This is a genomic window from Streptomyces sp. NPDC005808, assembly GCF_042871385.1.
Lineage (GTDB): Bacteria > Actinomycetota > Actinomycetes > Streptomycetales > Streptomycetaceae > Streptomyces.
On the sequence record NZ_JBIAIK010000027.1, the window covers coordinates 34,629 to 56,726 of the forward strand.

Annotated in this window: 17 protein-coding genes; 8 read left to right on the forward strand and 9 right to left on the reverse strand. The window is 70.1% G+C overall.

All coding sequences use genetic code 11. The features are described 5' to 3' along the window. Positions 1 to 5: 5 nt before the first annotated feature. Both ACFYPC_RS35860 and ACFYPC_RS35865 read right to left on the reverse strand, forming a co-directional pair. A complete protein-coding gene (locus tag ACFYPC_RS35860) occupies positions 6 to 2,411 on the reverse strand; it encodes an HAD-IC family P-type ATPase (RefSeq protein ID WP_391891527.1) in 2,406 nt (801 codons plus the stop codon). A 113-nt stretch (positions 2,412 to 2,524) separates the two neighbouring features. After that, positions 2,525 to 2,800, reverse strand: coding sequence for a DUF2530 domain-containing protein (locus tag ACFYPC_RS35865; protein ID WP_391891528.1), 276 nt, complete (start codon positions 2,798 to 2,800; stop codon positions 2,525 to 2,527). Positions 2,801 to 3,089: 289 nt separating this feature from the next. On the opposite strand from ACFYPC_RS35865, the gene ACFYPC_RS35870 reads away from it, so the two are divergent. Then, complete coding sequence (locus ACFYPC_RS35870; protein ID WP_391891529.1) at positions 3,090 to 4,541, forward strand: NCS2 family permease; 1,452 nt, start codon at positions 3,090 to 3,092, stop codon at positions 4,539 to 4,541. A 33-nt stretch (positions 4,542 to 4,574) separates the two neighbouring features. Here the strand turns inward: ACFYPC_RS35870 and ACFYPC_RS35875 are convergent, their stop codons facing one another. Continuing rightward, complete coding sequence (locus ACFYPC_RS35875; protein ID WP_391891530.1) at positions 4,575 to 4,757, reverse strand: ribbon-helix-helix protein, CopG family; 183 nt, start codon at positions 4,755 to 4,757, stop codon at positions 4,575 to 4,577. 144 nt (positions 4,758 to 4,901) lie between these two features. Between ACFYPC_RS35875 and ACFYPC_RS35880 the strand changes: the two genes are divergently transcribed. The 3 genes from ACFYPC_RS35880 (at position 4,902) to thpR (ending at position 7,561) form a co-directional block, all read left to right on the forward strand. Next, a complete protein-coding gene (locus ACFYPC_RS35880) occupies positions 4,902 to 5,339 on the forward strand; it encodes a MarR family winged helix-turn-helix transcriptional regulator (RefSeq protein WP_391891531.1) in 438 nt (145 codons plus the stop codon). A 215-nt stretch (positions 5,340 to 5,554) separates the two neighbouring features. Then, positions 5,555 to 6,838: an MFS transporter gene (locus ACFYPC_RS35885; RefSeq protein ID WP_391891532.1), complete on the forward strand. Its 1,284-nt coding sequence runs from the start codon at positions 5,555 to 5,557 to the stop codon at positions 6,836 to 6,838. Between the two features lie 150 nt (positions 6,839 to 6,988). Next, positions 6,989 to 7,561, forward strand: a complete 573-nt coding sequence (thpR, locus tag ACFYPC_RS35890; RefSeq protein WP_391891533.1) for an RNA 2',3'-cyclic phosphodiesterase — start codon at positions 6,989 to 6,991, stop codon at positions 7,559 to 7,561. Positions 7,562 to 7,696: 135 nt separating this feature from the next. Here thpR and ACFYPC_RS35895 read toward each other — a convergent pair whose 3' ends face one another. From ACFYPC_RS35895 to ACFYPC_RS35910, 4 genes are all read right to left on the reverse strand, one after another. Next, positions 7,697 to 11,743, reverse strand: a complete 4,047-nt coding sequence (locus ACFYPC_RS35895) for a polymorphic toxin-type HINT domain-containing protein (protein WP_391891534.1) — start codon at positions 11,741 to 11,743, stop codon at positions 7,697 to 7,699. A gap of 410 nt (positions 11,744 to 12,153) precedes the next feature. Next, entirely contained in the window at positions 12,154 to 12,879 is a 726-nt protein-coding gene (locus ACFYPC_RS35900; RefSeq protein WP_391891535.1) for a DUF6193 family natural product biosynthesis protein, read from the reverse strand. Between the two features lie 142 nt (positions 12,880 to 13,021). Beyond that, positions 13,022 to 15,196, reverse strand: a complete 2,175-nt coding sequence (locus tag ACFYPC_RS35905; protein ID WP_391891536.1) for a trypsin-like serine protease — start codon at positions 15,194 to 15,196, stop codon at positions 13,022 to 13,024. 34 nt (positions 15,197 to 15,230) lie between these two features. After that, entirely contained in the window at positions 15,231 to 15,662 is a 432-nt protein-coding gene (locus ACFYPC_RS35910; protein ID WP_391891537.1) for a hypothetical protein, read from the reverse strand. A 486-nt stretch (positions 15,663 to 16,148) separates the two neighbouring features. Between ACFYPC_RS35910 and ACFYPC_RS35915 the strand changes: the two genes are divergently transcribed. Continuing rightward, positions 16,149 to 17,141, forward strand: a complete 993-nt coding sequence (locus tag ACFYPC_RS35915) for an aldo/keto reductase (protein ID WP_391891538.1) — start codon at positions 16,149 to 16,151, stop codon at positions 17,139 to 17,141. 192 nt (positions 17,142 to 17,333) lie between these two features. Here the strand turns inward: ACFYPC_RS35915 and ACFYPC_RS35920 are convergent, their stop codons facing one another. Then, positions 17,334 to 18,008, reverse strand: a complete 675-nt coding sequence (locus tag ACFYPC_RS35920) for an SGNH/GDSL hydrolase family protein (RefSeq protein ID WP_391891539.1) — start codon at positions 18,006 to 18,008, stop codon at positions 17,334 to 17,336. A gap of 267 nt (positions 18,009 to 18,275) precedes the next feature. On the opposite strand from ACFYPC_RS35920, the gene ACFYPC_RS35925 reads away from it, so the two are divergent. Further along, on the forward strand, positions 18,276 to 19,244 hold the full coding sequence (locus ACFYPC_RS35925; RefSeq protein WP_391891540.1) for a WD40 repeat domain-containing protein: 969 nt from the start codon (positions 18,276 to 18,278) through the stop codon (positions 19,242 to 19,244). Positions 19,245 to 19,282: 38 nt separating this feature from the next. Here the strand turns inward: ACFYPC_RS35925 and ACFYPC_RS35930 are convergent, their stop codons facing one another. Next, positions 19,283 to 20,041: a TetR/AcrR family transcriptional regulator gene (locus ACFYPC_RS35930; RefSeq protein WP_391891541.1), complete on the reverse strand. Its 759-nt coding sequence runs from the start codon at positions 20,039 to 20,041 to the stop codon at positions 19,283 to 19,285. A gap of 90 nt (positions 20,042 to 20,131) precedes the next feature. Between ACFYPC_RS35930 and ACFYPC_RS35935 the strand changes: the two genes are divergently transcribed. Both ACFYPC_RS35935 and ACFYPC_RS35940 read left to right on the forward strand, forming a co-directional pair. Continuing rightward, entirely contained in the window at positions 20,132 to 21,115 is a 984-nt protein-coding gene (locus tag ACFYPC_RS35935) for an ATP-binding cassette domain-containing protein (RefSeq protein ID WP_391891542.1), read from the forward strand. Next, on the forward strand, positions 21,112 to 21,933 hold the full coding sequence (locus ACFYPC_RS35940) for an ABC transporter permease (protein ID WP_391891543.1): 822 nt from the start codon (positions 21,112 to 21,114) through the stop codon (positions 21,931 to 21,933). Before ACFYPC_RS35935 ends, ACFYPC_RS35940 begins: the two co-directional genes overlap by 4 nt. The last annotated feature ends 165 nt before the right edge of the window (positions 21,934 to 22,098 follow it).

Genomic DNA, 22,098 nt, shown 5'->3' on the forward strand with positions numbered 1-22,098 from the left:
CGCGCCTACGCCGGAATGCGGCGGTCGACCCACCTCCAGGTGAACTCCAGGGCGGCCGCCGCCACCGCCGCGATACCCACCGCGATCCACGGCATCGTCACCCCGACCAGCTTCAGCGCGAAGAAGTTCTGCAGCCACGGCACGACGAGCACCACCAGGAACGCCCCGCCCATGCTCGCGACCAGGGTGATCCGCCACCAGGTGTAGGGCCGGGCGATGATCGCCAGCACCCACATCGAGATCAGGAAGAGCGTCAGCGTCGCGGCGCTCGTCTCCGCGGCCAAGGCGCCGGTCCCGGTGTAGTGGTGACGGGCGATCAGGTAGCTGACGAAGGTGGCCACTGCGGCGATCACACCGCCGGGGATCGAGTACCGCATGACCCGCCGGACGAAATTGGGCCTGGCCCGTTCCTTGTTGGGGGCGAGGGCGAGGAAGAAGGCGGGGACGCCGATCGTCAGGGTGGACAGCAGCGTCAAGTGGCGCGGCAGGAAGGGGTATTCGACCTGCCAGCACACCACCAGGATGGCCAGCAGCACCGAGTAGACCGTCTTCACCAGGAACAGGGTCGCGACCCGGGTGATGTTCCCGATGACCCTGCGGCCCTCCGCGACCACCGAAGGCAGCGTCGCGAAACTGTTGTTGAGCAGCACGATCTGCGCCACGGCTCGCGTCGCCTCGGAGCCCGAGCCCATGCTGACCCCGATGTCGGCGTCCTTCAGGGCCAGTACGTCGTTCACGCCGTCGCCGGTCATCGCCACGGTGTGCCCGTTCGACTGCAGCGCGCCCACCATGTCCCGCTTCTGCTGCGGGGTCACCCGCCCGAACACCGTGCCCTCGTCCAGCGACCTCGCCATCTCCGCCCGCTCGGTGGGCAGCCGGCGCGCGTCCACGACCGCGCCGCTGAGCCCGAGCTTCCCGGCCACCGCGCCCACCGACACCGCGTTGTCGCCGGAGATGACCTTCGCCTGGACGTTCTGCTCCGCGAAGTACCGCAGCGTGTCCGCCGCGTCCGGGCGCAGCCGCTGCTCCAGGACGACCAGGGCGGTGGGCCTCGCGCCCTCGGCGACCGCGGGATCGCCGAGGTCCTTCGTGGCCCGGGTGAGCAGCAGCACCCGCAGCCCCGCCTCGTTCAGCCGCGCGGTCTCGGCGAGCGCCGGATCCCCGTCGGACAGCAGCACGTCCGGGGCGCCGAGCAGCCAGGTGCTCGCCTCGCCGTTTCCCTCGCTGAACGTCGCCCCGCTGTACTTGCGGGCCGAGGAGAAAGGCAGCGACTCCGTGCAGCGCCAGTCCTCGCTGTCCGGGTAGGCGTCGATGATCGCCTGGAGCGATGCGTTCGGTCGCGGGTCCGACTCGCCGAGTGAGCCGAGGACCTTCCGTACGTAATTCTCGTCGCTGCCGTTGAGCGAGCGCACCTCGGTGACGTCCATGCCGCCCTCGGTGAGCGTGCCCGTCTTGTCGAGGCAGACGGTGTCGACGCGGGCGAGGCCCTCGATGGCGGGCAACTCCTGCACCAGGCACTGCTGCCGGCCGAGCCGGATGACGCCGATCGCGAAGGCGACGGAGGTGAGGAGAACCAGACCCTCCGGGACCATGGGGACGATCCCGCCGACCGTCCGGGCGACGGAGCCCTTGAAGTCGTTCTGCTTGACCACCAGTTGGGTGATGACCAGACCGATCGCGCTCGGGATCATCATCCACGTCACGTACTTGAGGATCGTGGAGATGCCCGTCCGCAGCTCGGACTGAACGAGCGTGAACCGGGACGCCTCCTCGGCGAGCTGCGCCGCGTACGCCTCCCGGCCCACCTTCGTCGCTGTGAACGCGCCGCCGCCCGCGACCACGAAGCTGCCCGACATCACCTCGTCACCGGCCTGCTTGACCACCGGGTCGGCCTCGCCGGTGAGCAGCGACTCGTCGATCTCCAGGCCGTCGGCCTCCACGCACGCGCCATCGACGACGATCTTGTCCCCCGGCCCGATCTCGATCAGGTCCCCGAGCACGATCTGCGAGGTGCTGACCTCGGCGGCGACCCCGTCCCTTCGTACGGTCGGTTTCGCCTCGCCGATCACCGCGAGCGAGTCCAGGGTCTTCTTGGCCCGCCACTCCTGGATGATGCCGATCCCGGTGTTGGCGAGGATGACGTACCCGAACAGGCTGTCCTGGAACGGCGCCACGAACAGCATGATCAGCCAGAGCACACCGATGATCGCGTTGAACCGGGTGAAGACGTTCGCGCGGACGATCTCCCGCACGGAGCGGCTGCTGCGCACGGGTACGTCGTTCACCTCGCCGCGCGCCACCCGCTGGGCCACCTCGGCGGCGGACAGCCCCCGCGCCCGTCCGGAGGGGGAGGCAGGCAGGGGCACAGGGTGAACGGGATCGAGTTCGGCGCCCGCGTCGATGTGCGTCATGCGTTCGACGGTACGTGTGGATATACGGCTTCACCCGCCGAGTGCCCGAAAGATCCGACCAGGGGAGGACGGGGGTGGCGGTCAATGATGCCGTGGTCGTAGGCGGGGAGTGGTCACTCCGTAGGGGAGTCGGCGGGGGACTTGAGCGCCGCGTTCCGCTTGAGGGCGGCCTCGCGCCCGCGGACGTACCAGATGCCGATCAGGCCGAGACCCGCGCCGGCCAGGCACGTCCATACCCACCAGGTGTGCCCGTGGTCGTCGAACCAGCCGTAGAACGGCAGCTGCACCAGGAAGAGGACGAACCAGAGAATCGTCAGGCCTGTGATGGTGGCGACGACGGGACCCTCCAGGGGCTCCGGCGCCTCGTGCTTGGGGGTCCACTTCGCCATGGGGACAGCTTACGAGAGCGCGTCCAGGTCCTCTTAAGCGCGTGGGAAGTCCTTGTATACCAAGGGTCTACGCGCGGAGATGGCGATTAAGGACTCATATGTTCATACTGAAACCACCTGAGCCTGGCTCTTTCTGTTCGTACGAAACACCAACGGAAACACTCAGGAAACCTGACGGTGATCACGCAGCGGCCAGAGTGGTGGCCAGACTCGATCAAGTTCCCCAGCCCGGCGCCGTCCCGCCCGGCGCCCACCGGCCCCGCAAGGCCCCGTACGTATGAGGTCACGCATGTCCACCTCGGCTCTCGCCAAGGCCCCCACCCCGGAGCAGCCGGAGCCCCGGCCCGGGCACGGCGTACTGGACCGCTACTTCAAGATCTCCGAGCGGGGCAGCACGCTGCCGCGCGAGATCCGCGGCGGTTTCGCCACCTTCTTCGCGATGGCCTACATCATCGTGCTGAACCCGATCATCCTGGGCAGCGCGAAGGACATGTACGGGCACCAGCTGGACAACGGCCAGCTGGTCACCGCGACCGCGCTGACCGCGGCGCTCACCACGCTCCTCATGGGTGTCATCGGCAATGTGCCGATCGCGCTCGCCGCCGGCCTCGGAGTGAACACGGTCGTCGCGCTCCAGCTCGCCCCGCGGATGTCCTGGCCCGACGCCATGGGCATGGTGGTCCTCGCGGGCCTCGTCGTGATGCTCCTGGTCGCCACCGGCCTGCGTGAGCGCGTGATGAACGCCGTGCCGCTGGGCCTGCGCAAGGCCATCTCCATCGGTATCGGCCTGTTCATCATGCTGATCGGTCTGGTCGACTCCGGCTTCGTCTCGCGCATCCCGGACGTCGCGCAGACCACCGTCCCGCTCCAGCTGGGCTGCGACGGTCACCTCAACGGCTGGCCCGTCCTGATCTTCGTCCTCGGTGTGCTGCTCACGCTCGCCCTGATGGTCCGCAAGGTGTCCGGCGCGATCCTCATCTCGATCGTCACGATGACCGTCCTCGCGGTGATCATCAACGCCGTCGCCAAGGTCCCGTCCTGGGGTCTGACCACCCCGAAGTGGCCCGGCAACCCCGTCGCGACCCCCGACTTCGGGCTCGTCGGCAAGGTCAGCCTCTTCGGCGGCTTCGACAAGGTCGGCGTGCTGACCGGCGTCCTCTTCGTCTTCACCGTGCTGCTGTCGTGCTTCTTCGACGCGATGGGCACGATCATGGGAGTCAGCGACGAGGCCAGACTGACCGACGCCCAGGGCAACATGCCCGGCATCAACAAGGTCCTCTTCGTCGACGGCATCGCGGTCGCCGCGGGCGGTGCCACCTCCTCCTCGGCCACCACCTGCTTCGTGGAGTCCACGGCGGGCGTCGGCGAGGGCGCCCGCACCGGTTTCGCCAACGTCGTCACCGGAGCGCTCTTCGCCGTCGCGCTCTTCCTGACCCCCGTCGCCACCATGGTCCCGTCCCAGGCGGCCACGCCCGCACTGCTCGCGGTCGGCTTCATGATCCTGGCGGGGTCGATCAGGGAGATCGACTGGGCGGACCACACGATCGCCATCCCGGCGTTCATCACGATGGTGATGATGCCGTTCACCTACTCGATCACGAACGGCATCGGTATGGGCTTCATCACCTTCGTGGTGCTGCGCCTGGTGGCGGGACGCGGCCGTGACATCCCGGTCGCGATGTACGTGGTGGCGGCGGTGTTCGGGTTCTACTACCTGATGCCGGCGCTGGGGCTGACCTGAGCGGCGACCGTACGGGGCCGGGCGGCCCACCGCTCACGTGACCCCGTAGAACTTCTCCGTCTCCTCGACCGCGGTCTGGAACCGCTCGTCGAAGTCGTCGCGAATGAGCGTCTGGACCACATAGTCCTGGACGCTCATTCCGCGTTTGGCGGCGTGGTGTCGGAGCCGGTTGAGCAGCTCCCCGTCTATCCGCAGGCTGAGCACGCTGGTCCCCATGGAGTCGAGGGTCGCGTTCCCCTGTGGGGTGAGGGGTCACTTTCCGGATCTGGCTCACTCGTATGAGTGACGTAAAGATTCGGTTTCCGGTTTCGCGGGCATCGCGGTGGTCTTTAGGGAGAGTAATGAGTTATGCTAAGGAACATGCCTGACCTTGCCCATGGCGACGATGCTGCCGCCGTGAACTCCCTCCGCTCCGCAGTCATGCGGCTGTCGCGCCGACTCAAGCACCAACGGGTCGACGAGTCGCTGAGCCCCACCGAGATCTCGGTGCTCGGCACCCTCGCCCGCTGTGGCAACGCCACGCCGGGTGAACTCGCCCGCAAAGAGCATGTGCAGCCGCCGTCGATGACCCGCATCGTCGCGCTGCTCGAAGCCAAGGGACTGGTCAGACTGGAGCCGCACCCCGACGACCGGCGACAGAAGGTCGTCACGCCGACCGACAAGGCCGAGGCCATGCTCGAAGAGGCCCGCCGCAAGCGGAACGCGTGGCTGGCCGGCCTGGCCGAAGGCCTCGACGAGGACGAGTGGGCCAAGCTCCGTGCGGCCGCTCCCGTTCTGGAGAAGCTCGCACAGATCTGAACCGAGCCGCAGCCGCACCGGTCGCGGTGTCCATCACGGGCGGACGACGACGTCCGCCGTCTCGGGACGACGACGTCCGCCGTCTCGGGACGACGACGTCCGCACACCCCCCCACGCCTAGGAGGCGAGCCCTTTTGAGTTCGGGACCCGGAGCAGACTCCGCACCCGCACCAGCCACCCACGACTCCCCGCCCACCCCACACACCCGCTCGTCGATGTTCAGCTCGCTGAAGGTCCGGAACTACCGCCTGTTCTTCATGGGCCAGGTCGTCTCCAACACCGGCACCTGGATGCAGCGCATCGCTCAGGACTGGCTGGTGCTGAGCCTGACCGGCTCGTCCGCCGCGGTCGGTATCACCACCGCACTGCAGTTCCTGCCGATGCTGCTGTTCGGGCTGTACGGCGGCGTCCTCGTCGACCGGCTCCGCAAGCGCCCGACCCTGCTGGCCACGCAGGCGGCCATGGGCGTCACCGGCCTCGTGCTCGCCTTCCTCACCCTCTCCGGCAACGTCCAGGTCTGGCAGGTCTACCTGGCCGCCTTTGTGGCCGGCCTCGTCACGGTCGTCGACAACCCGGCCCGCCAGTCCTTCGTCTCCGAGATGGTCGGCCCGGACCAGCTGCAGAACGCGGTCAGTCTGAACTCCGCCAACTTCCAGTCCGCCCGCCTGGTCGGCCCGGCCGTCGCGGGTGTCCTGATCACCGGCGTGGGCACCGGCTGGGCGTTCCTCTTCAACGGCCTGTCGTTCGTGGCGCCCCTCGCGGGCCTGCTGCTGATGCGCAGTCGCGACCTGCACCCCGTCAAGCGCGCCCCGCGTGCCAAGGGCCAGCTCCGCGAAGGACTCCACTACGTCGCCGGCCGCCCCGAGCTGCTCTGGCCGATCGTCCTCGTCGGCTTCATCGGCACCTTCGGCTTCAACTTCCCGGTCTGGCTCTCGGCCTACGCCGACGACATCTTCCACGCCGGCGCGGGCGCGTACAGCCTGTTCAACATCCTGATGGCGGCCGGCTCCCTGGCCGGCGCGCTGCTCGCCGCCCGCCGCGGCACGGCCCGGCTGCGCGTCCTGATCGCCGCCGCGGTGGCCTTCGGTGTCCTGGAGGTGCTGGCGTCCGCGGCCCCCTCGCTCTGGCTCTTCGCCCTCCTCATGGTCCCGATCGGCGTCTTCGGCCTGACGGTCAACGTCACCGCGAACACCTCGGTCCAGATGGCCACCGACCCCGCGATGCGCGGCCGCGTCATGGCCCTGTTCATGATGGTCTTCATGGGCGGTACGCCCCTGGGGGCGCCCCTCGTCGGCTGGGTCACCGACGCCTACGGCCCGCGCATCGGCTTCGCCCTCGGCGGACTGATCTCGACGCTCTCCGCCATCACCATCGGCCTGGTCCTGGCCCGCCTCGGCGGCCTCCGCCTCTCCCTGGGCTGGAACCGCGGCCACCCGCACGTCCGCTTCGTACCGAAGGAGCAGCGGGAGCAGCGGGAGCCGCTGACCGCGGTGGTGTGACGGGCTTCATCCGGCGGTCCGCGGTGGTGTGACGGGCCTCGTCCGGCGGTCCGCAGTGACGTGACCTGCCCCGTCCGGCGGTCCGCGGTGGTGTGACGGGCCTCGTCCGGGAGAGGCGCCGGATGGTTCGTTCCCTGGAAGGGTGACGTCATGAGACTCTTCGCGGCTGTGGTGCCACCCGAGGACGTGGTGAGTGAACTAGGCTCGGTGGTGGACGAGTTGCGCGAGCTGCCGGGGGCGGACGCCTTGCGCTGGACCGGCCGTCCCGGCTGGCACTACACGCTCGCGTTCTACGGCGAGGTGGCGGAGGAGCTGCTGCCGGACCTGTCGGCGCGGCTGGAGCGGGCCGCCCACCGCACCGCGCCCTTCCTGCTGGCAGTGCGCGGCGGGGGCCAGTTCGGCAAGGGTCGCGCCCTGTGGGCAGGTGCGGAGGGCGACCTGCCCGCGCTGCGGCTGCTGGCCGACCGGGCCGGGTCGGCGGCGCGCAAGGCGGGCGTGGAGACCGGGGAGCACCGTCGGTACAGGGCCCACCTGACCGTGGCCCGTAGCCGGGACGAGGTGGACGTAGGACCCTACGTCGACGTCCTCGCGTCCTTCACCAGCCGCACCTGGACGGTGACCGAGCTGGCGCTGATCCGCAGCAACCTGCCGAACTCGGGCGTCCCGGGCGAGCAGCCGCGTTACGAGGTGGTCGACCGCCGGCCCCTCGGCTCGGCCGGTTAGGCTCAAGGCGTGGACCCGAAAACCCGGAACCGGATCATGGCCGGTGTGCTTGTGCTGATGTTCGTCGTCGTCGCCCTGGCCGCTGCGGTCGGCCGGTAGGGCAGCGCCCCCTGGTGAGGCGCTGCCCTGAGGCGATCAGTTGGGCGGGTTGATAGGCACCACTTCACCGTATTCGCCATAGAAGGTCACGTTGTTCCAGTCCAGATCGCCTCTGCCGTGGTATTTGGCGATCTGGGCCATCTCCCATTCCGTGGAACGCCAGGGCTGGCCCGGCTGTCCGTTCGTCACGGCGAGGTCGAACCTCTGTTGATACGTGGCGCCGTCGAATCCCTTCAGGCTCACGGCGATCTTGCCGTTGTTCCGCATGACGTCGGTGACTCCGGCCATCCACCCGGTCATCGGTGTGCCGTCGGGCAGGTAAGCCTCCACCGTCTTGTACTTGTCATCCATGAAGTTGTATCCGCCCAGGCGGGTGGTCTCGCCGTCGATGTGCTCGGTCAGGCCGAGGATCAGGACCTTGCACTCGGAGTTGTGGACAAGGACCGGGGTGTCTTTGGCGAGGACGTAGAAGGAGTGCAGCCCCGCGACGGTGAGGCTGTATGTGACGGTCGTACGGGTGTAGGCCCGGTTGGCGAGCACCGTGGCGGTTTCGCCGCTGTCCGTGCGCAGGGTGTCGCCCGGCCGCAGGTCTTTTGCCGGCACCCAGGCCTGGAGGCTGGTGCTCCAGAAGGGGTGCTCGTAGGTGGCCGAGAGGTCGGCGCGCTCACCGGTCGGTCCCCGGATGGTGAGGGCGGCGAGGTACTTGTCGTCGTCGGGGGTGACGATCTGCTGCGTCACCCGCCGGGCCGCGGTCTCGCCGGTGACCGGGTCGGTGGCCCGGACCAGGTCGCCCGCCTCGATTTTCTCGATCGGCAGGCTGCCGCCGTCCGCCATGAGGACGCGGGTGCCGGGCAGGAAGCACTGGGTGCAGCCGCGCTGCAGCGCCATCAGCGACTTGTACGCGATGCCCACCATGCGGAACTTGGAGTTCATCGCCATGTCGCGGCCCAGTTCCCAGCACGCTTCCAGATCGCCCTTCTGGGCGCAGTTCTCCAGCTGGGTGAGGCCGGTGATGGCCTGGACGAACTCGTTGAGTTGCTTCATGCTCGCCTCGAAGGCGGGCCCCTGGGAGAGGATGTCGCAGTAGACCTCGTTGTGCTGGCACCACCGCCCCGGGTTCTCGACCGCCTCGCAGCCGAGGATTCCGCACCGGTAGAGCTCGGCGGGCGTGAGGCCCTCCTTCTCCTGGGCCTCCTTCGCGGCGACGGCCGCGCGGCGGCGGGCCTCCTCTTCCTCGCGGTACTTCTGGATGGTGACCACGAACGCCTCGGTCGCGGCCTGGGCCGCTTCCGCCGCGCTCTTGCCGGCCCGTTCCGCCGAGGTCTGCGCCGCGGTGGCCGAGGCCCACGCGGAGGACGCGGAGTTCTGGGCGAGTTCCGCGGACACGGTCGCGTCGCTGGCGGATTTGGCGGCGTTCTGCGCGGCCGTGTCGGCCCTGTTCGCCGCGGCCCGAGCCGTCTTCGCCGACTCCGCTGCCTGCTGCGCGGAGGCCTCCGCGTCGTCGGCGTACTGGTCGGCCTGGGTGGAGTAGTCGGCCGCCTCGTCGGCGGACTGCTTCGCCTTCGTCGCCCACTGCTGGGCCTCGGCCGACGCCTTGCGGGCCGTTGCCGCGGTGGCCTGGGCCTCGGCGGCGTCCTGCTGTGCCTTCGCGCCCACCTGGGCGGCTTCGGACACGAGCTGCTGTACCTGCAACTGGTGGGTCAGCGACAGGAGGTCCTGGCGCTGGGCGGTGTACTGCCCGGACGCCACGAACCGGCGCAGCAGCTCCGCGGGACCCTCCAGGGCGATGCGCGCGGCGGAACTCACCTCCGGGTCGCCGCTGTCGACCAGCTGGGCGGCGGTCACCCGGTCGTCCTGGACCTGGGCCTCGGCGAGGGTGCTGGTGAGGAAGGTGCGGTAGGCGTCGGTGGTACCGGCGCTCAGCGCGGCGCGCGCCTTGTCCTGGACGTTCGGGCCCCCGGCGTCGGCTGCTTGGGCGACCGCAACCCGGAACGCCTCGCGGCCGGCCTCGTACTGGCCCTCGCGCAGGAACGCGCCGACCGCGGTCGCGTCGCCGTCCAGTGCCGTCTCCGCCGCGTCGCGGACCTCCTTGACGGAGCTCTCCTCGGCGAGGCGTGCCACGTCCGCGCGGTCGTCCTGCTGCTGGGCCTCGGCCCGGCCGGTGCGCACATACGCGACGACGCCGGCGGTGTCGTCGCCCAGTGCCTCCTGGGCGGCGGCGCGGAGCCAGGGCTTGCCGTCCTTCGTGTCGAGCAGGGCGAGCTCGCGGCCCTGTACGGCGATCTCCTCGTCGTCGGTGCCTGACTGGGCTTGTCGGGCCAACTCCTCGGCGGTGGCCTGCCGTTCGGCCGCCTCAGTGGCCTCCTGCTCGCGCTGCTGCGCGGCGGCGGTCTCCTGGGCCTTGAGGTCGCGGGCGTTCTCGATGCCCGCGTTGGTGCGGCCGAGCAGTTCCGCCGCCTCGACCTCGCGGGCCAGCGTGTAGACGGTCTGGGCCTGCTGGGCGGCCTTCGTGGCGGCGTTCGCCGCTTCGGTCGCCGCGTTGGCGTGGGCGGTGGACTTCGCGGCTGCGGTGGCCGCGTCGCCCGCGCTGTCGGCGGCTTCCAGCGCGGCCGTCGCCGCGTTCCTGGCGTGGACGGCGGCCGACCGCGCGGAGTCCCGGGCTTCCCCGGCCGCAGTGGCTGCCTTGCGGGCCAGCGATTCGGCCTGGCCTGCGGCCCGGTTGGCCTCTGCGGCCTGCCGGTGTGCCGAGGCCGCGGCGGCCCGGGCGTTCGCCGCCGCGGAGCTGCCCGCGCCGGCGTACTGGCTGGCCAGTACCGCCGCGTCGGCCGCCGCGGCGGCGTTGGTGCCCGCGCCGGCGGCGGACCTGGCGGCGTCACCGGCGGCGGTGGCGGCCTTCACCGCCTGGTCGGCGGCATCCGCCGCCCGGTCCGCGCCCTTGGCCGCGTCGCTGGCCTTGGTGGCGGCCTTCCTGGCCGCGTCCGCGTTGGCCTCGTCGGTCGCGGCCGCGGCCGCCGCGTTGCGCGCGTCGGAGGCCGCGTTGGCGGCGTTGACCGCCGCTGCCGCCGCCTGGGCCGCTGCCGCCGCCGCGGTCCGCGCGGACTGCTCGGCGGAGTTGGCCGCGCTGATGGCCCGCTGCGCGGCCTTCGCCGCCCCGGACGCGGCGCTCGCCGCCCGGTTCGCGGCGCGTGCCGCGTCGGCGGAGTCCTCCTGCGTGGCCTCGGCCTCGGCGGCCGCCTCCTGCGCGGCCTTCTTGGCCTGCGCGGCGGCTTCGACGGCCTCCGCGGAGGCGTCCTCGGCTTTCGCGGTCTCCTCCGCGGCGAGCTTTCCCGCCCGCTCGGCCTGGTCCGCGAGCTCCGCGATGCTCGCGTACTCCTGGTCGCGGTTGCGGGCGACGAACTGTCCGACGTCCAGGAACTCCCGTACGTCGTCGATGGTTCCGCTCAGTGCGAGCCGCCCGGCGGCCCGCACATTGGTGCCGCCGGCGGCGATGATCTGCGACAGCAGAACCCGGTCGTCCTGCTCCTGGGCCTCACTCAGCCCGGTGCCCAGGAAGGTCTGGATGTCCTCGGTGGTGCCGGCGAGCGCCGCCCGGCCGCGCTCCTGAACCTCGGGGCCGCCCGCGTCGATCGCCCGGGCGACCAGGACCCGCTGGTCCTGCTCCAGGGGCTCCTGCCAGCCCGACTTCATGAACAGGGCGAGGTCGCCCTCGTCGCCGGCCAGCGCGGTGCGGACGGCGGCGAGCGTGTTCTCCCCGCCGATGGCGGCCAGTTGGGCGGCCTCGACCCGGTAGTCCTGTAGCTGCTGGTCCCCGTAGGTGGTGAGGAAGGCGGCGATTTCGTCAGGGCTGCCGACCAGCGCGGCCTCGGCGGCCGACCGCACCTCGGTACCCCCGGACGCCCAGAGGTCCACCGCCTGCTGACGGAAGGTGCGGGATATCGGTACGACGGTCTCGTCGGCCGTGTCGTCGGCGGCGGCCGGGTACGTGGCGAGCAGGCCGGCCAGCACGGCCAGGGCCAGGGAACTCGCTGTGCGTCTGCGGGCGCTCGCGAGTTTCCCGGAGCGCCCGGGTGGCTTTCCTCTCATGGATGTCCTCGGTTCGTCGTAGGGCCGTGCGGCCGGCCGGACTTCACGAAGACCGGAGGCTGCGGGCGGCGGAACGGGTCGGCTCCGTCCGGCAGTCCGCCCGGTCTGCGGGTCCGCCCTCCCTGCGACGGCGAGGCATCCCCGGGCGGCGGCCGCGGACGTCGTCGACCGACGACCGACCGCTCCTTTTCCCCCCGGAAATCAGCCTTACCAGACTGCGACCCTTTTACCGCGCGCCGGACATTGCCACGGAAAGCATAACTGGATGGCCATGGAAAATGGAGTGGAATTGGAAAGTTGATTCCCTGTCCAGTCATCCCGGCAATGAGCATTGCGGAGAATTTACCGGGCCATCCCTTTTGGGGGTCGACTTCTGCTTTCGGACATCTCGGTGGGGTATCGTCGCACGGTCAGTCGGACCCGCCGGGGTACCCCGCGACGGCCGGACCGACAGTGTCCGGGAGGTTCGCCAGGGCGAGCGCCACCGCCTCCGCGGCGGTGGAGACTTCGCCGAGCATGCCGGTGTTCGGGTGCCGCAGGACGAAGTACTGCCCACCGTGGTACGGGGCGATCGCGACCTCGGTCCGGTAGCGGCGCCCGGTGCAGGAGCTGAAGGCGACCGTCCAGTGGCTGGTGAACGGGAAGAGCTGCCGCAGCCGGGGTTCCGCGTGCGCCGCCTCCACCACCAGGCCGAACTCGGGGAAGGTCGGGGTGTCGGCAGCCAGTTCCTTCAGCCGCTCCCACTGCGCCGTGACCGCTGCGGCGGGTCCGCGCTCGTGGGCATCGGCGATCGGGTCGTACAGGAGGGAGGGCAGCGCCTGACGCATCTGTGGCACGGGCGTGCCCGCCGCCCAGAGCGCGCCCGCCTCGACCACGTCCCGGAGTTCCGGGACCCCCCCGGTGACGATGTCGACCTCCCTGGCACGGCCGATGACGTGGAAGCCACGGGCATCGGCGCGCGGGAACACCAGGAGCGGGAGCCGGCCGGGGGCCGTGGTGGCGATACCGACCGCATCGGGTATTTCATTTCGTCCGGGAACGAGAACGAGAGGGACGCCGAGGTCGGCTGCCGATCGCTCCAGCGCGGCGGCCAGGCCACCGGCTTCGACCAGGTCCGGATAGAATTCGGAATTCACCCGGACAGTGTGGCATCGGGCGGCCTCGAAATGGAACCGCAATTCTCCTTTCGGTCCTGTGAGGGTGGGTGGCTGGCGGCGGGCGCCCCGCGGTCTCCCGGGGGATGCCCGCCGCCCACGCGTGCGGTACGGCGGAACAGACCTACCGTGCCGCGTATCCGAAACTGACGTCCGCGGCCGGGAGACCGCCCGCGCCCGGCTGGTAGGTGGTGACCGCGGCGACGGTGCCACCGGCCGTCACGTTGGACAGGGGCAGGGCGTACAGGGAGCCGTAGACGGACGGACCGTAGGGCAGGCCGACGTACAGCTTGGTGCCGGTGAAGTGGAGGCTGGTGCCCAGCCGCTGGTTGGCGCCGGGGGTGCCGGGGATGCCGTCACCGTCGCCTGCCTCGAGCCAGCGGTCGTTGGCGCCGGGCGTGCCCAGGAGCGAGAAGGTGCTGATGGCGCCCGCGCTCGCGGTGGTGCCGATGGCCTCGCCCGGGATTCCGACGGCCAGCTTGAGGGTGTCGGTGGTGCTCACTGCGCGCGGCGCGGTGTTCACGGCGGTCAGTGCCTGGCCGAAGTGGTCCCCGGCCTCGGCGGTGCCGGACACGTCGTCCTCGCCGGTGCCCGAGGAGTAGCCCTCGAGTTGGCTGTAGGTGCCCGTGGCGGTGATCCGGAAGGTCAGGACCCAGCCCGTTTCGGCCTTGTCGACGCCGTCGATGCTCAGGGCCTCGCCGGGGGAGCCGACCGCGAGGATCGACTCGGTGGCGGCCGTGCTCCCGGAGGGGCGGTAGGGGACCAGGGCCAGGGACTGGCCGAAGAGGTCACCGGCCTCGGCGGCGCCGGAGACGGCGTCGAGGTCCTGGTCCAGGCCGAAGAGCGGGGTGGGACGGCCCTCGGAGTTCAGGGTGTGGGAGAAGACGGCCAGGTTGCCGGCGTTGGCGTCGGAGCCGATGGCGTCTCCCGGTGCGCCGATGGCCATGTGGTTGGCGTCGGCGGCGACGCTGGTGCCGAAGCCGTCGTTGGCCTCCGCCGCGCCGTCCACACCGGTGGCCTCCTGGTTGACGGCGATGTTGGTGGTGCCGTGCAGGTAGATCACGCTGCCGGCCTTGGCGATGGAGCCGAGGGCCTCGCCGGGCACGCCCATTACGATGAACGGTTCACCGGTGGCGGAGTTTCCCGCGGCCAGGGCCTGGCCCAGACGGTCTCCGCTCTCGTTGGCGGATGCGCCCAGCGAACCGGTGCCCGAGCCCTGCTCGAAGTGGGTGTCCTTCTTGGTGCCCGTGCCGAGGCCGCCGGTCGCGCCGTGCAGCACATCGACCATGCCGGCGTCGGCGACGGTGCCGAGGTCCTCGGCCGGGGTGCCGACGACCAGGTCGGTGCAGCCGTCCTCGTCGTAGTCGACCGTGGCGATGGCCGTGCCGAAGCCGTCGGACGCCTCTGCCGCGCCGGAGACCCAGTCGACGTCCTGGTTGAGCTCGGCGGTGCCCTTGCCGCCGCCGTAGACGACGCGGACCAGACCGGCCTTGGCGACCCCGCCCACGGTGGCCTCGGGGTCGGAGATCGCGATGTCCGCCACGCCGTCGCAGTTGAAGTCGCTCACGGGTGCCGCACCGGTGGTGGCGGACACCCAGGCGGACAGGTCGTCGGAGCGGGCGGCGACCGCGCCGGTGCGGGTCTCCGTTTCTCCGAGGCAACCGCCCTGCCAGGACCGGCTGCCGACACCGACCAGCTGGGCCGTGCCGCTGGTCTCACGCAGAAGGGGGCCGCCGGTGTCGCCCTGGCACAGCGCGCCGTCCAGGCCGGTGACGGTGAGGTCGTCGGTGCCGACGGCGTCCACGCTGAAGGCGCTGGTGTGCGCGGTGTCCGTCACCCAGTCGGTCGCGGTGCGGCCGTAGCCGACCGCTCGCAGTTGCTCCCCCGCGGTGACGGCGGTGGATGCGACGGTCACAGGGGTGACCCCGGTGACGGGCCGCGCGAGGCGGGCAAGCACCAGGTCACGGCCGGCCCGCGGCACGAGCTGCACCACGGCGCTGGTCCTGCCCGCGACGGTGGCGGTGGCCGACAGGGCGGGCTTGCCCGCGGCGACGGTGGGCACCTCGGGGTCGGCGGCGAAACAGCTCGCCGCGGTGAGGATCCAGTCCGGTGCGACGAGGGCGCCGCTGCACGCGCGGGCCGTGTCGTCGGCACCGAGGGACACCTTGGCGGTGAAGGCGTAGGAGCCGGCGGACACGGGGGCGCCCGCGACGGCGTGGGCCGGGACGGCGAGCAGGGCTCCGGCGGTGGCGACTGCCGTCACCAGGGCGGCGCCCGCGGAAGAACGCAGGGAGGTCACGTTTCTCGATTCCTTGACGCTGGGCACGGCCGGGTCAGCCGGTGACACGGATCTCGACGAGGACGGAGCGGGCGCCGCCCACGGTGCCCTCGCCGACGCTCGCGAAGCCGCCCTCGGCGACGGCGACGGTGGTCGTCGCGCCGTTCGCGGTCAGGTCGGCGCTGATCGGGTGGTCGCCGGTCTCCAGGGCGAAGACCCGGGGCAGTTCGAGCGTGAGGTAGCCGGACGCGGCGGTGGCCTTGAAGCAGTAGTCGCCCCGGCGGCCCGCGGTGCTGTCCGCCACGGTGTAGACCCTGATCTGGTCCGCCGAGCCGTCGCAGGTGACGAGCACGATGTGGCCGTCGCCCTTCTTCAGCTGAATGCCGTCGGACGCGAGGATGCCCGCCGCGCCCGGATAGGCGAACTGCTCCACCGCGACGGGCGGTGTTTCGGCCGCCGCGACCGTGGAATCGTCGGCGACGGCCATTGGAATACCTACTGCCGCCCCCAGGATTCCGATAAGTCCGGCGAGGCCGGCAAAAACTAGACTACGAGCGCGGAAATTCACCGCACCCTCCTTTCGGGTGCGGCATTTCCATGCCGAAAGCCGCGCCCCCCGCGAGCACTGAATAAACAAAGATCTTCCACAACGTAACCACAAGTTCTTCCGCAGTCAATTTGTTTTTCACAGTGCCCAATCCGCTCCGTTCTGAGGCATTTTGGCCGCGCCAGAATTAGGCAAACGGCTTATGAAGGATATGATCGGCAAAATACATAAATGCCGGGATCGTGTACAGACCACGCATCGCCCACGCGTCGCCCACGCATCAACCACGCATTGCCGATGGCCTGAGGAGCAGGCTCTCCCCACCAGAGGAGGTGGCGAGAGCCTGCTCCTCAGGTGGGGAAGCTCGATGAAGCTCCGAGTGGGGCCCTTGCTTCGAGCGGACTCGAAGGCGTTGGCTGGGGACTCATGAAGTACACGCAGCTCGGACGCACGGGACTCAAGGTCAGTCGGCTGGTCCTTGGGACGATGAACTTCGGACCGCAGACCAACGAGGCCGACAGCCACGTCATCATGGACGCGGCGCTGGACGCGGGACTGAATTTCTTCGACACGGCCAATGTGTATGGCTGGGGCGAGGACAAGGGCCGTACTGAGAGCATCATCGGCAATTGGTTCGCGAAGGGCGGCGACCGCCGCGACAAGGTCGTGCTCGCCACCAAGGTGTACGGGAACATGGGCCCCGAGGGCGAGGCCTGGCCCAATCACGACCTGCTCTCCGCCCTCAACATCCGGCGCGCCGTCGACGCCAGCCTGAAGCGGCTGCAGACGGACCACATCGACGTCTACCAGTTCCACCACGTCGACCGCCGCACTCCTTTCGAGGAGATCTGGCAGGCGATCGACGTGCTGGTGCAGCAGGGGAAGATCCTTTACGTCGGGTCCTCCAACTTCCCCGGCTACAAGATCGCCCAGGCCAACGAAATCGCCGCCCGGCGCGGCGGCACCATCGGGCTGGTCAGCGAGCAGTGCCTGTACAACCTCGCTGAGCGGCGCGCCGAGATGGAGGTGATCCCGGCGGCCGAGGAGTACGGGCTGGGGGTCATCCCCTGGTCACCGCTGCAGGGCGGGCTGCTCGGCGGGGTCATCAAGAAGGAGGTCACGGGCGGGCGCCGGGCGAGCGGCCGGGCCGCCGACACGCTCGCCAACCCGACCTCACGGGCGCAGATCCAGGCATACGAGGACCTGCTCGGCAAACACGGGATCGAGCCCGGCGAGGCGGCCCTGGCCTGGTTGCTCACCAGGCCCGGCGTCACAGGACCGATCGTCGGTCCGCGCACGGCCGAACAACTCGACTCCGCACTGCGCGCCGTCGAACTGGAGCTGAGCGACGAACTGCTGGCCGGCCTCGACGAGATCTTCCCGGGCCCGGGACCGTCCCCGGAAGCGTTCGCCTGGTGATGTCCTGAGCGGGCGGCCACACCTGACAGGGCAGGCTCGTGGCCGTCCGCCTCGCCGGTCAGCGGACGGAGTTCGCCGGGGCTCGTCGCCAGCTCGTCGCCGCCGTCGAGTGACCGTGGGGCGATTTGTTCGGCGTTTTCGGCGCGATGATCCCCACACCGGGCCGATGCCGGCTGCGCGCAGGCGCCCCGCTCACGCGGAGTACGGCTCGCCCAGGTCCCAGGCCTGGTACATCGCCTCTGCGAAGACCTCCGCGATGCGGTGTTCGCCGCTCTCGTTCGGGTGCGTGCCGTCGTAGGTGTCGAGGTTGACGTCGTACGGGGACGGGGGCGATGTCAGGAGGAGGGGGGAGCGGGGTTCGTCGAGGTCGGCGACGGTCTTGGCGAGGAGTTCGTTGAAGGCGGCGACCTCGGTGGCGAAGGCGGCGTCGGACTCGGCGCGGACGTTCGGGGTCACCGGGAGCACGACCATGCGGATGCGCGGGTTCGCGGCGCGGGCCTCCGCGACGAAGGCGCGGGCGTTGTCCGCGGTCTGTGCCGCGTTCGTGTAGAAACCCAGGTCGATCAGGCCCAGGGAGACCAGCAAAATGTCGGCGCGCTGCGAGCGGACCGCCTCGCGGATCAGCGGGGTCATGTGGAGCCAGCCCTCGCCCCAGCCCGCGAGGTGGGCGCGGGGGAAGTCCGGGTCGGCGTACTCGTAGGAGTCGGGGGACTCCGTCGCCTTGTCGTAGAGCGTCTCGCGCGGGCCGACGATCCGGAACGGGCCCGCGTACGTCTCGCGCAGGTGCTGCCACATCCGGTAACGCCATGTGTGTTCGCCGACGCTTCCGATCGTCATGGAGTCGCCGACGGGCATGAACCTGAGCATTCGCTCATCATGAACGATCGGTACGGGTGCCATGGGCGGTGCGGGTGTGAGGCTGGACACGCCTCAACGGGCGGTGTGAGGTGGGGTGGTCACGCGTCACGGGCGGCGTGAGCGTGTGGGTGGTCACGCGTCACGGCCGGTGTGAGCGTGTGGGTTGGCACGCCTCACGGGCGGTGTCAGGTGTGGCTGGGCATGCCTCATGGCGGTCGGTCGGGCGGGAAGGTCGATGTGAACATCAGTCCCGGTGCGGAATGGCAGGCTTGGGGCATGCGCCGACCGCTCGTGTTCCTTGCCGGGGTCCTTCTCATGGGTGCGCTCGCCGCGCCCGCCTTCGCCGCCGACGGTGACGAGGGGTTCACGATCAAGGATCCTCGTATTACCGAGTCCAGCGGCCTTGCCGCTTCCCGGCAGCATCCCGGGATCTACTGGACCCACAACGACCAGGACACCGGCGCCTACCTCTACGCCGTCGACAGCCGCACCGGCGAGACCGTCGCGACGATCACCATGACCGGCGTGGGCACCCCGCGCGACGTCGAGGCCATCTCGATCGGCCCGGACAACCAGATCTACGTCGGTGACATCGGCGACAACGACGGCGTCGTCTGGGACTACGTGTGGGTCTACCAACTGCCCGAGCCCAAGGAACTCAAGGACCAGACGATCCGCACCACGCAGTACGTGGTGAAGTACTCCGACGGACCCCGTGACGCCGAGTCGCTCGTCGTGCACCCCAAGACCGGGCGGGTCTACATCATCGACAAACAGGAGGACGGCGGACACCTGTACGAGGGGTCCGCCGAGCTCTCCGCCTCCGGGACCAATGTCTTCAAGCCCGTCGTCGCCGTCGATCTGTGGGCCACCGACGCCGCCTTCTCCCCGGACGGCACGCGGCTCGCCGTACGCGGCTACTTCGGCGGGATCGCGTACGACTGGAACGACGGGAAGATCGAGAAGCTGGAGCGGATCAGCGTGCCCCTTGGGCAGGGGGAGTCCGTCAGCTACTCCACCGACGGGACCAAGCTCATGCTCGGCATGGAAGGCGCCGGGAGTGCGGTCGTGGCGGAGGATGCCCCCGGAGACGCCGGCGAGGCATCCGAGTCGCCTTCCGGGAGCGGGAGTTCAGCGGCAGAGGGTGGTGACGGTGACAGCGACGGCTTCAAGGTCGGCGCTCTTGCGATCGCCATCGGGCTTGTCGTCGTCATCGGCTTCAAGCGGCTGCTGCGGCGGTCGTAGCCGAAGGCCAGTCGTGCAGGCGCTGATCCCTCGGTTCGTCACCCTTCGGTGCGCCGGGAGACGAAGGTTTCGAGGCCGTCGAGGATGCGCTGAAGCCCGAACTCGAAGTGGTCGAAGTCGGTCCCGAAGGCGTCCTCGCTGAGGGCGGCGAGGAAGGGGTGGCTGCCGTCGGCCATGACCTTCTCGAAGATCGGCATGTGGGCCTGCCAGAACTCGGCATCCGTCAGACCGGTTCTGCGTTCCGCTTCCTCCTGGTACACCTGCGTGCGGGCCGCCCCGACGACGTATCCGTCGATCATGACGATCGCCGAGACCAGCTCTGGATCGGACAGGCCCATCGGCTTGATGCGGGAGAGCATCTTCTCCATGCCGTCGAGGGCGCTCGGACCGAGGATCGGGCGGGACTGGTTGACCTGGAGCAGCCAGGGATGGCGCCGGTAGAGGGCGAGGGTCGCGCGGCCCAGAGCCTCCAGGGCTGAACGCCAGCTGCCGTCGCCGAGGTCTGCCGGGTTCTCGGAGGGCCGCTGGACCCGGTCCAGCATCAGGTCGAGCAGCTCTCCCTTGCCGGGGACATAGCGGTAGAGGGACATCGCACCGGTGCCGAGTTCGGTGGCGACCCGGCGCATCGAGACCGCCTCGAGCCCGTCGGCGTCAGCGACCCGGATCGCCGCCTCCACGATCCCCTCCAGTGTCAGACCCGGCTTGGGCCCGCGACTGGGGCGCTTGCCGGTGTCCCACAGCAGTTCGAGGGTGCGCTGGATGTCACCGCTGCCACTGGTCTCCGTGCTGCTCTTCATGGGTGCAGCTTAGTTGCGCGAGAAAAAACTGGGTACGTTGTACGCGCAATCGGGTACGCTGTACTCAGTTACGGAGGAGAAGGGGGAACCATGAACGACGGTTACGCGGTACGGGCCGAGGGCCTGGAGAAGAGGTACGGAGACAAGCGCGCGCTCGACGGCTTCGATCTGGCGGTGCGGGAGGGGACGGTGCACGGCCTGCTCGGGCCGAACGGCGCGGGCAAGACCACCGCTGTCCGTATCCTCTCCACGCTCCTGCGGCTCGACGGCGGGAGCGCGACGGTGGCCGGCCTGGACGTGGCACGGCAGCCGCGGGAGGTACGGGCGAGGATCGGGCTGACCGGTCAGTACGCGGCGGTGGACGAGGTGCTCACCGGGCGGCAGAACCTGGAGATGTTCGGCCGGCTGTTCCATCTGGGCGGACGCCGGGCGCGGCTGCGGGCCGGCGAGCTGCTTGAGCAGTTCGACCTCGTCGAGGCAGCCGACAAGGGCGTCGGGAAGTACAGCGGCGGCATGCGGCGCCGGCTCGACCTCGCCGCGTCCATGATCCTCACCCCGAGCGTGCTGTTCCTGGACGAGCCGACGACCGGGCTCGATCCGCGCGGCCGGGGTGAAGTCTGGGATTCCGTAAGGGCGTTGGTGACCGGCGGCACGACCGTGCTGCTGACCACGCAGTATCTGGAGGAGGCCGACAAGCTCGCCTCGCACATCACGGTGATCGACCAGGGCCGGGCCATCGCGGACGACACACCGGACGGGCTGAAGGACATGGTCGGCGGCGACCGCATCGAGGTCGTGGTGAGCGAACGCGCCGACATCTCGCGGGCGGTGAAGGTCGTGGCCCGGGTCGCGGACGGCGAACCGGAGTCGGACGAGACCGAACTCCGCGTCCACGCGCCGGTGACCGACCGCGTGGCCGCGCTCACCGACGTGGCGCGGACCCTCCAGGACGAGGGCGTCGCGGTCGAGGACATCGGACTGCGCAGGCCGAGCCTCGACGACGTGTTCCTGCGCCTGACCGGACACCGTACGGAGACGACCACGGACACGAACGCGAAGGAGGCGGCGGCATGAGCGCGCCGGAGCTGACCGGACCGAGCGGTCACGGTCGTACGTACTGGGCACTCGTCGACTGCTGGAACGTCGTCCGGCGCGGACTGACCCACTACCAGCGCCAACCCATCAACATCGTCTGGCAGTTGGGCTTCCCGATCCTCTCCGTGCTGCTGTACGGGTATGTTTTCGGCAGCGCGATGAAGGTGCCTGGGGGCGGGGACTACAAGGACTTCCTGATGCCGGGCATGTTCGTGATGACGATGGCCTTCGGCTTCATCAACACCGCGACGGTCGTGGTCTACGACGCGACCAAGGGCGTCATCGACCGGTTCCGCTCGATGCCGATGGCGCCGTCCGCCGTGGTCTCCGGACGTGGGGTGACCGATCTGCTCGGCGCCTGCGCGGAGTTGACGATCCTGATGCTCACCGCGTTCGCCATGGGCTGGCGTCCCGACGGCGGACTCGCCTTCCTGGCGGCCTTCGCGCTGCTGCTCTGGCTGCGCTTCGCGCTGATCTGGCTCGGCGTGTGGCTCGGGCTGATGGTGCCCAACCCGGAGGCGGCGGGTGGGCTGTTCGCGGTGGCCTTCCCGCTGACGATGATCTCCAGCATCTTCGTCGCGCCGCAGCTGATGCCGGACTGGCTCGGCTTCGTCGCGGCCTGGAACCCGATCTCGTCCACGGCGGCGGCCTCGCGTGAGCTGTTCGGAACGCCCGTGGGCAGCGGGGACTCATGGGTCGAACAGCACGCGCTGCTGATGGCGGGCGTGTGGCCGGCGATCCTCACGCTGATCTTCCTGCCGCTCGCGGTACGGCGGTTCAGGAAGCTCAGCCACTGAGACGGGACATGAGACGCAGCCACTGAGACGGGACATGAGGGAGGGGGGGGGGGGGCGGGGGGGGTGGGGGGGGCGCCCCCCCCCCGGGTGACCGGGTAAAGGTGTAGTAATACCCCTTGATTTAGCGAGGGGCGGGGCCGCCGGCCGCCCCGGCGGGTGGCCGGG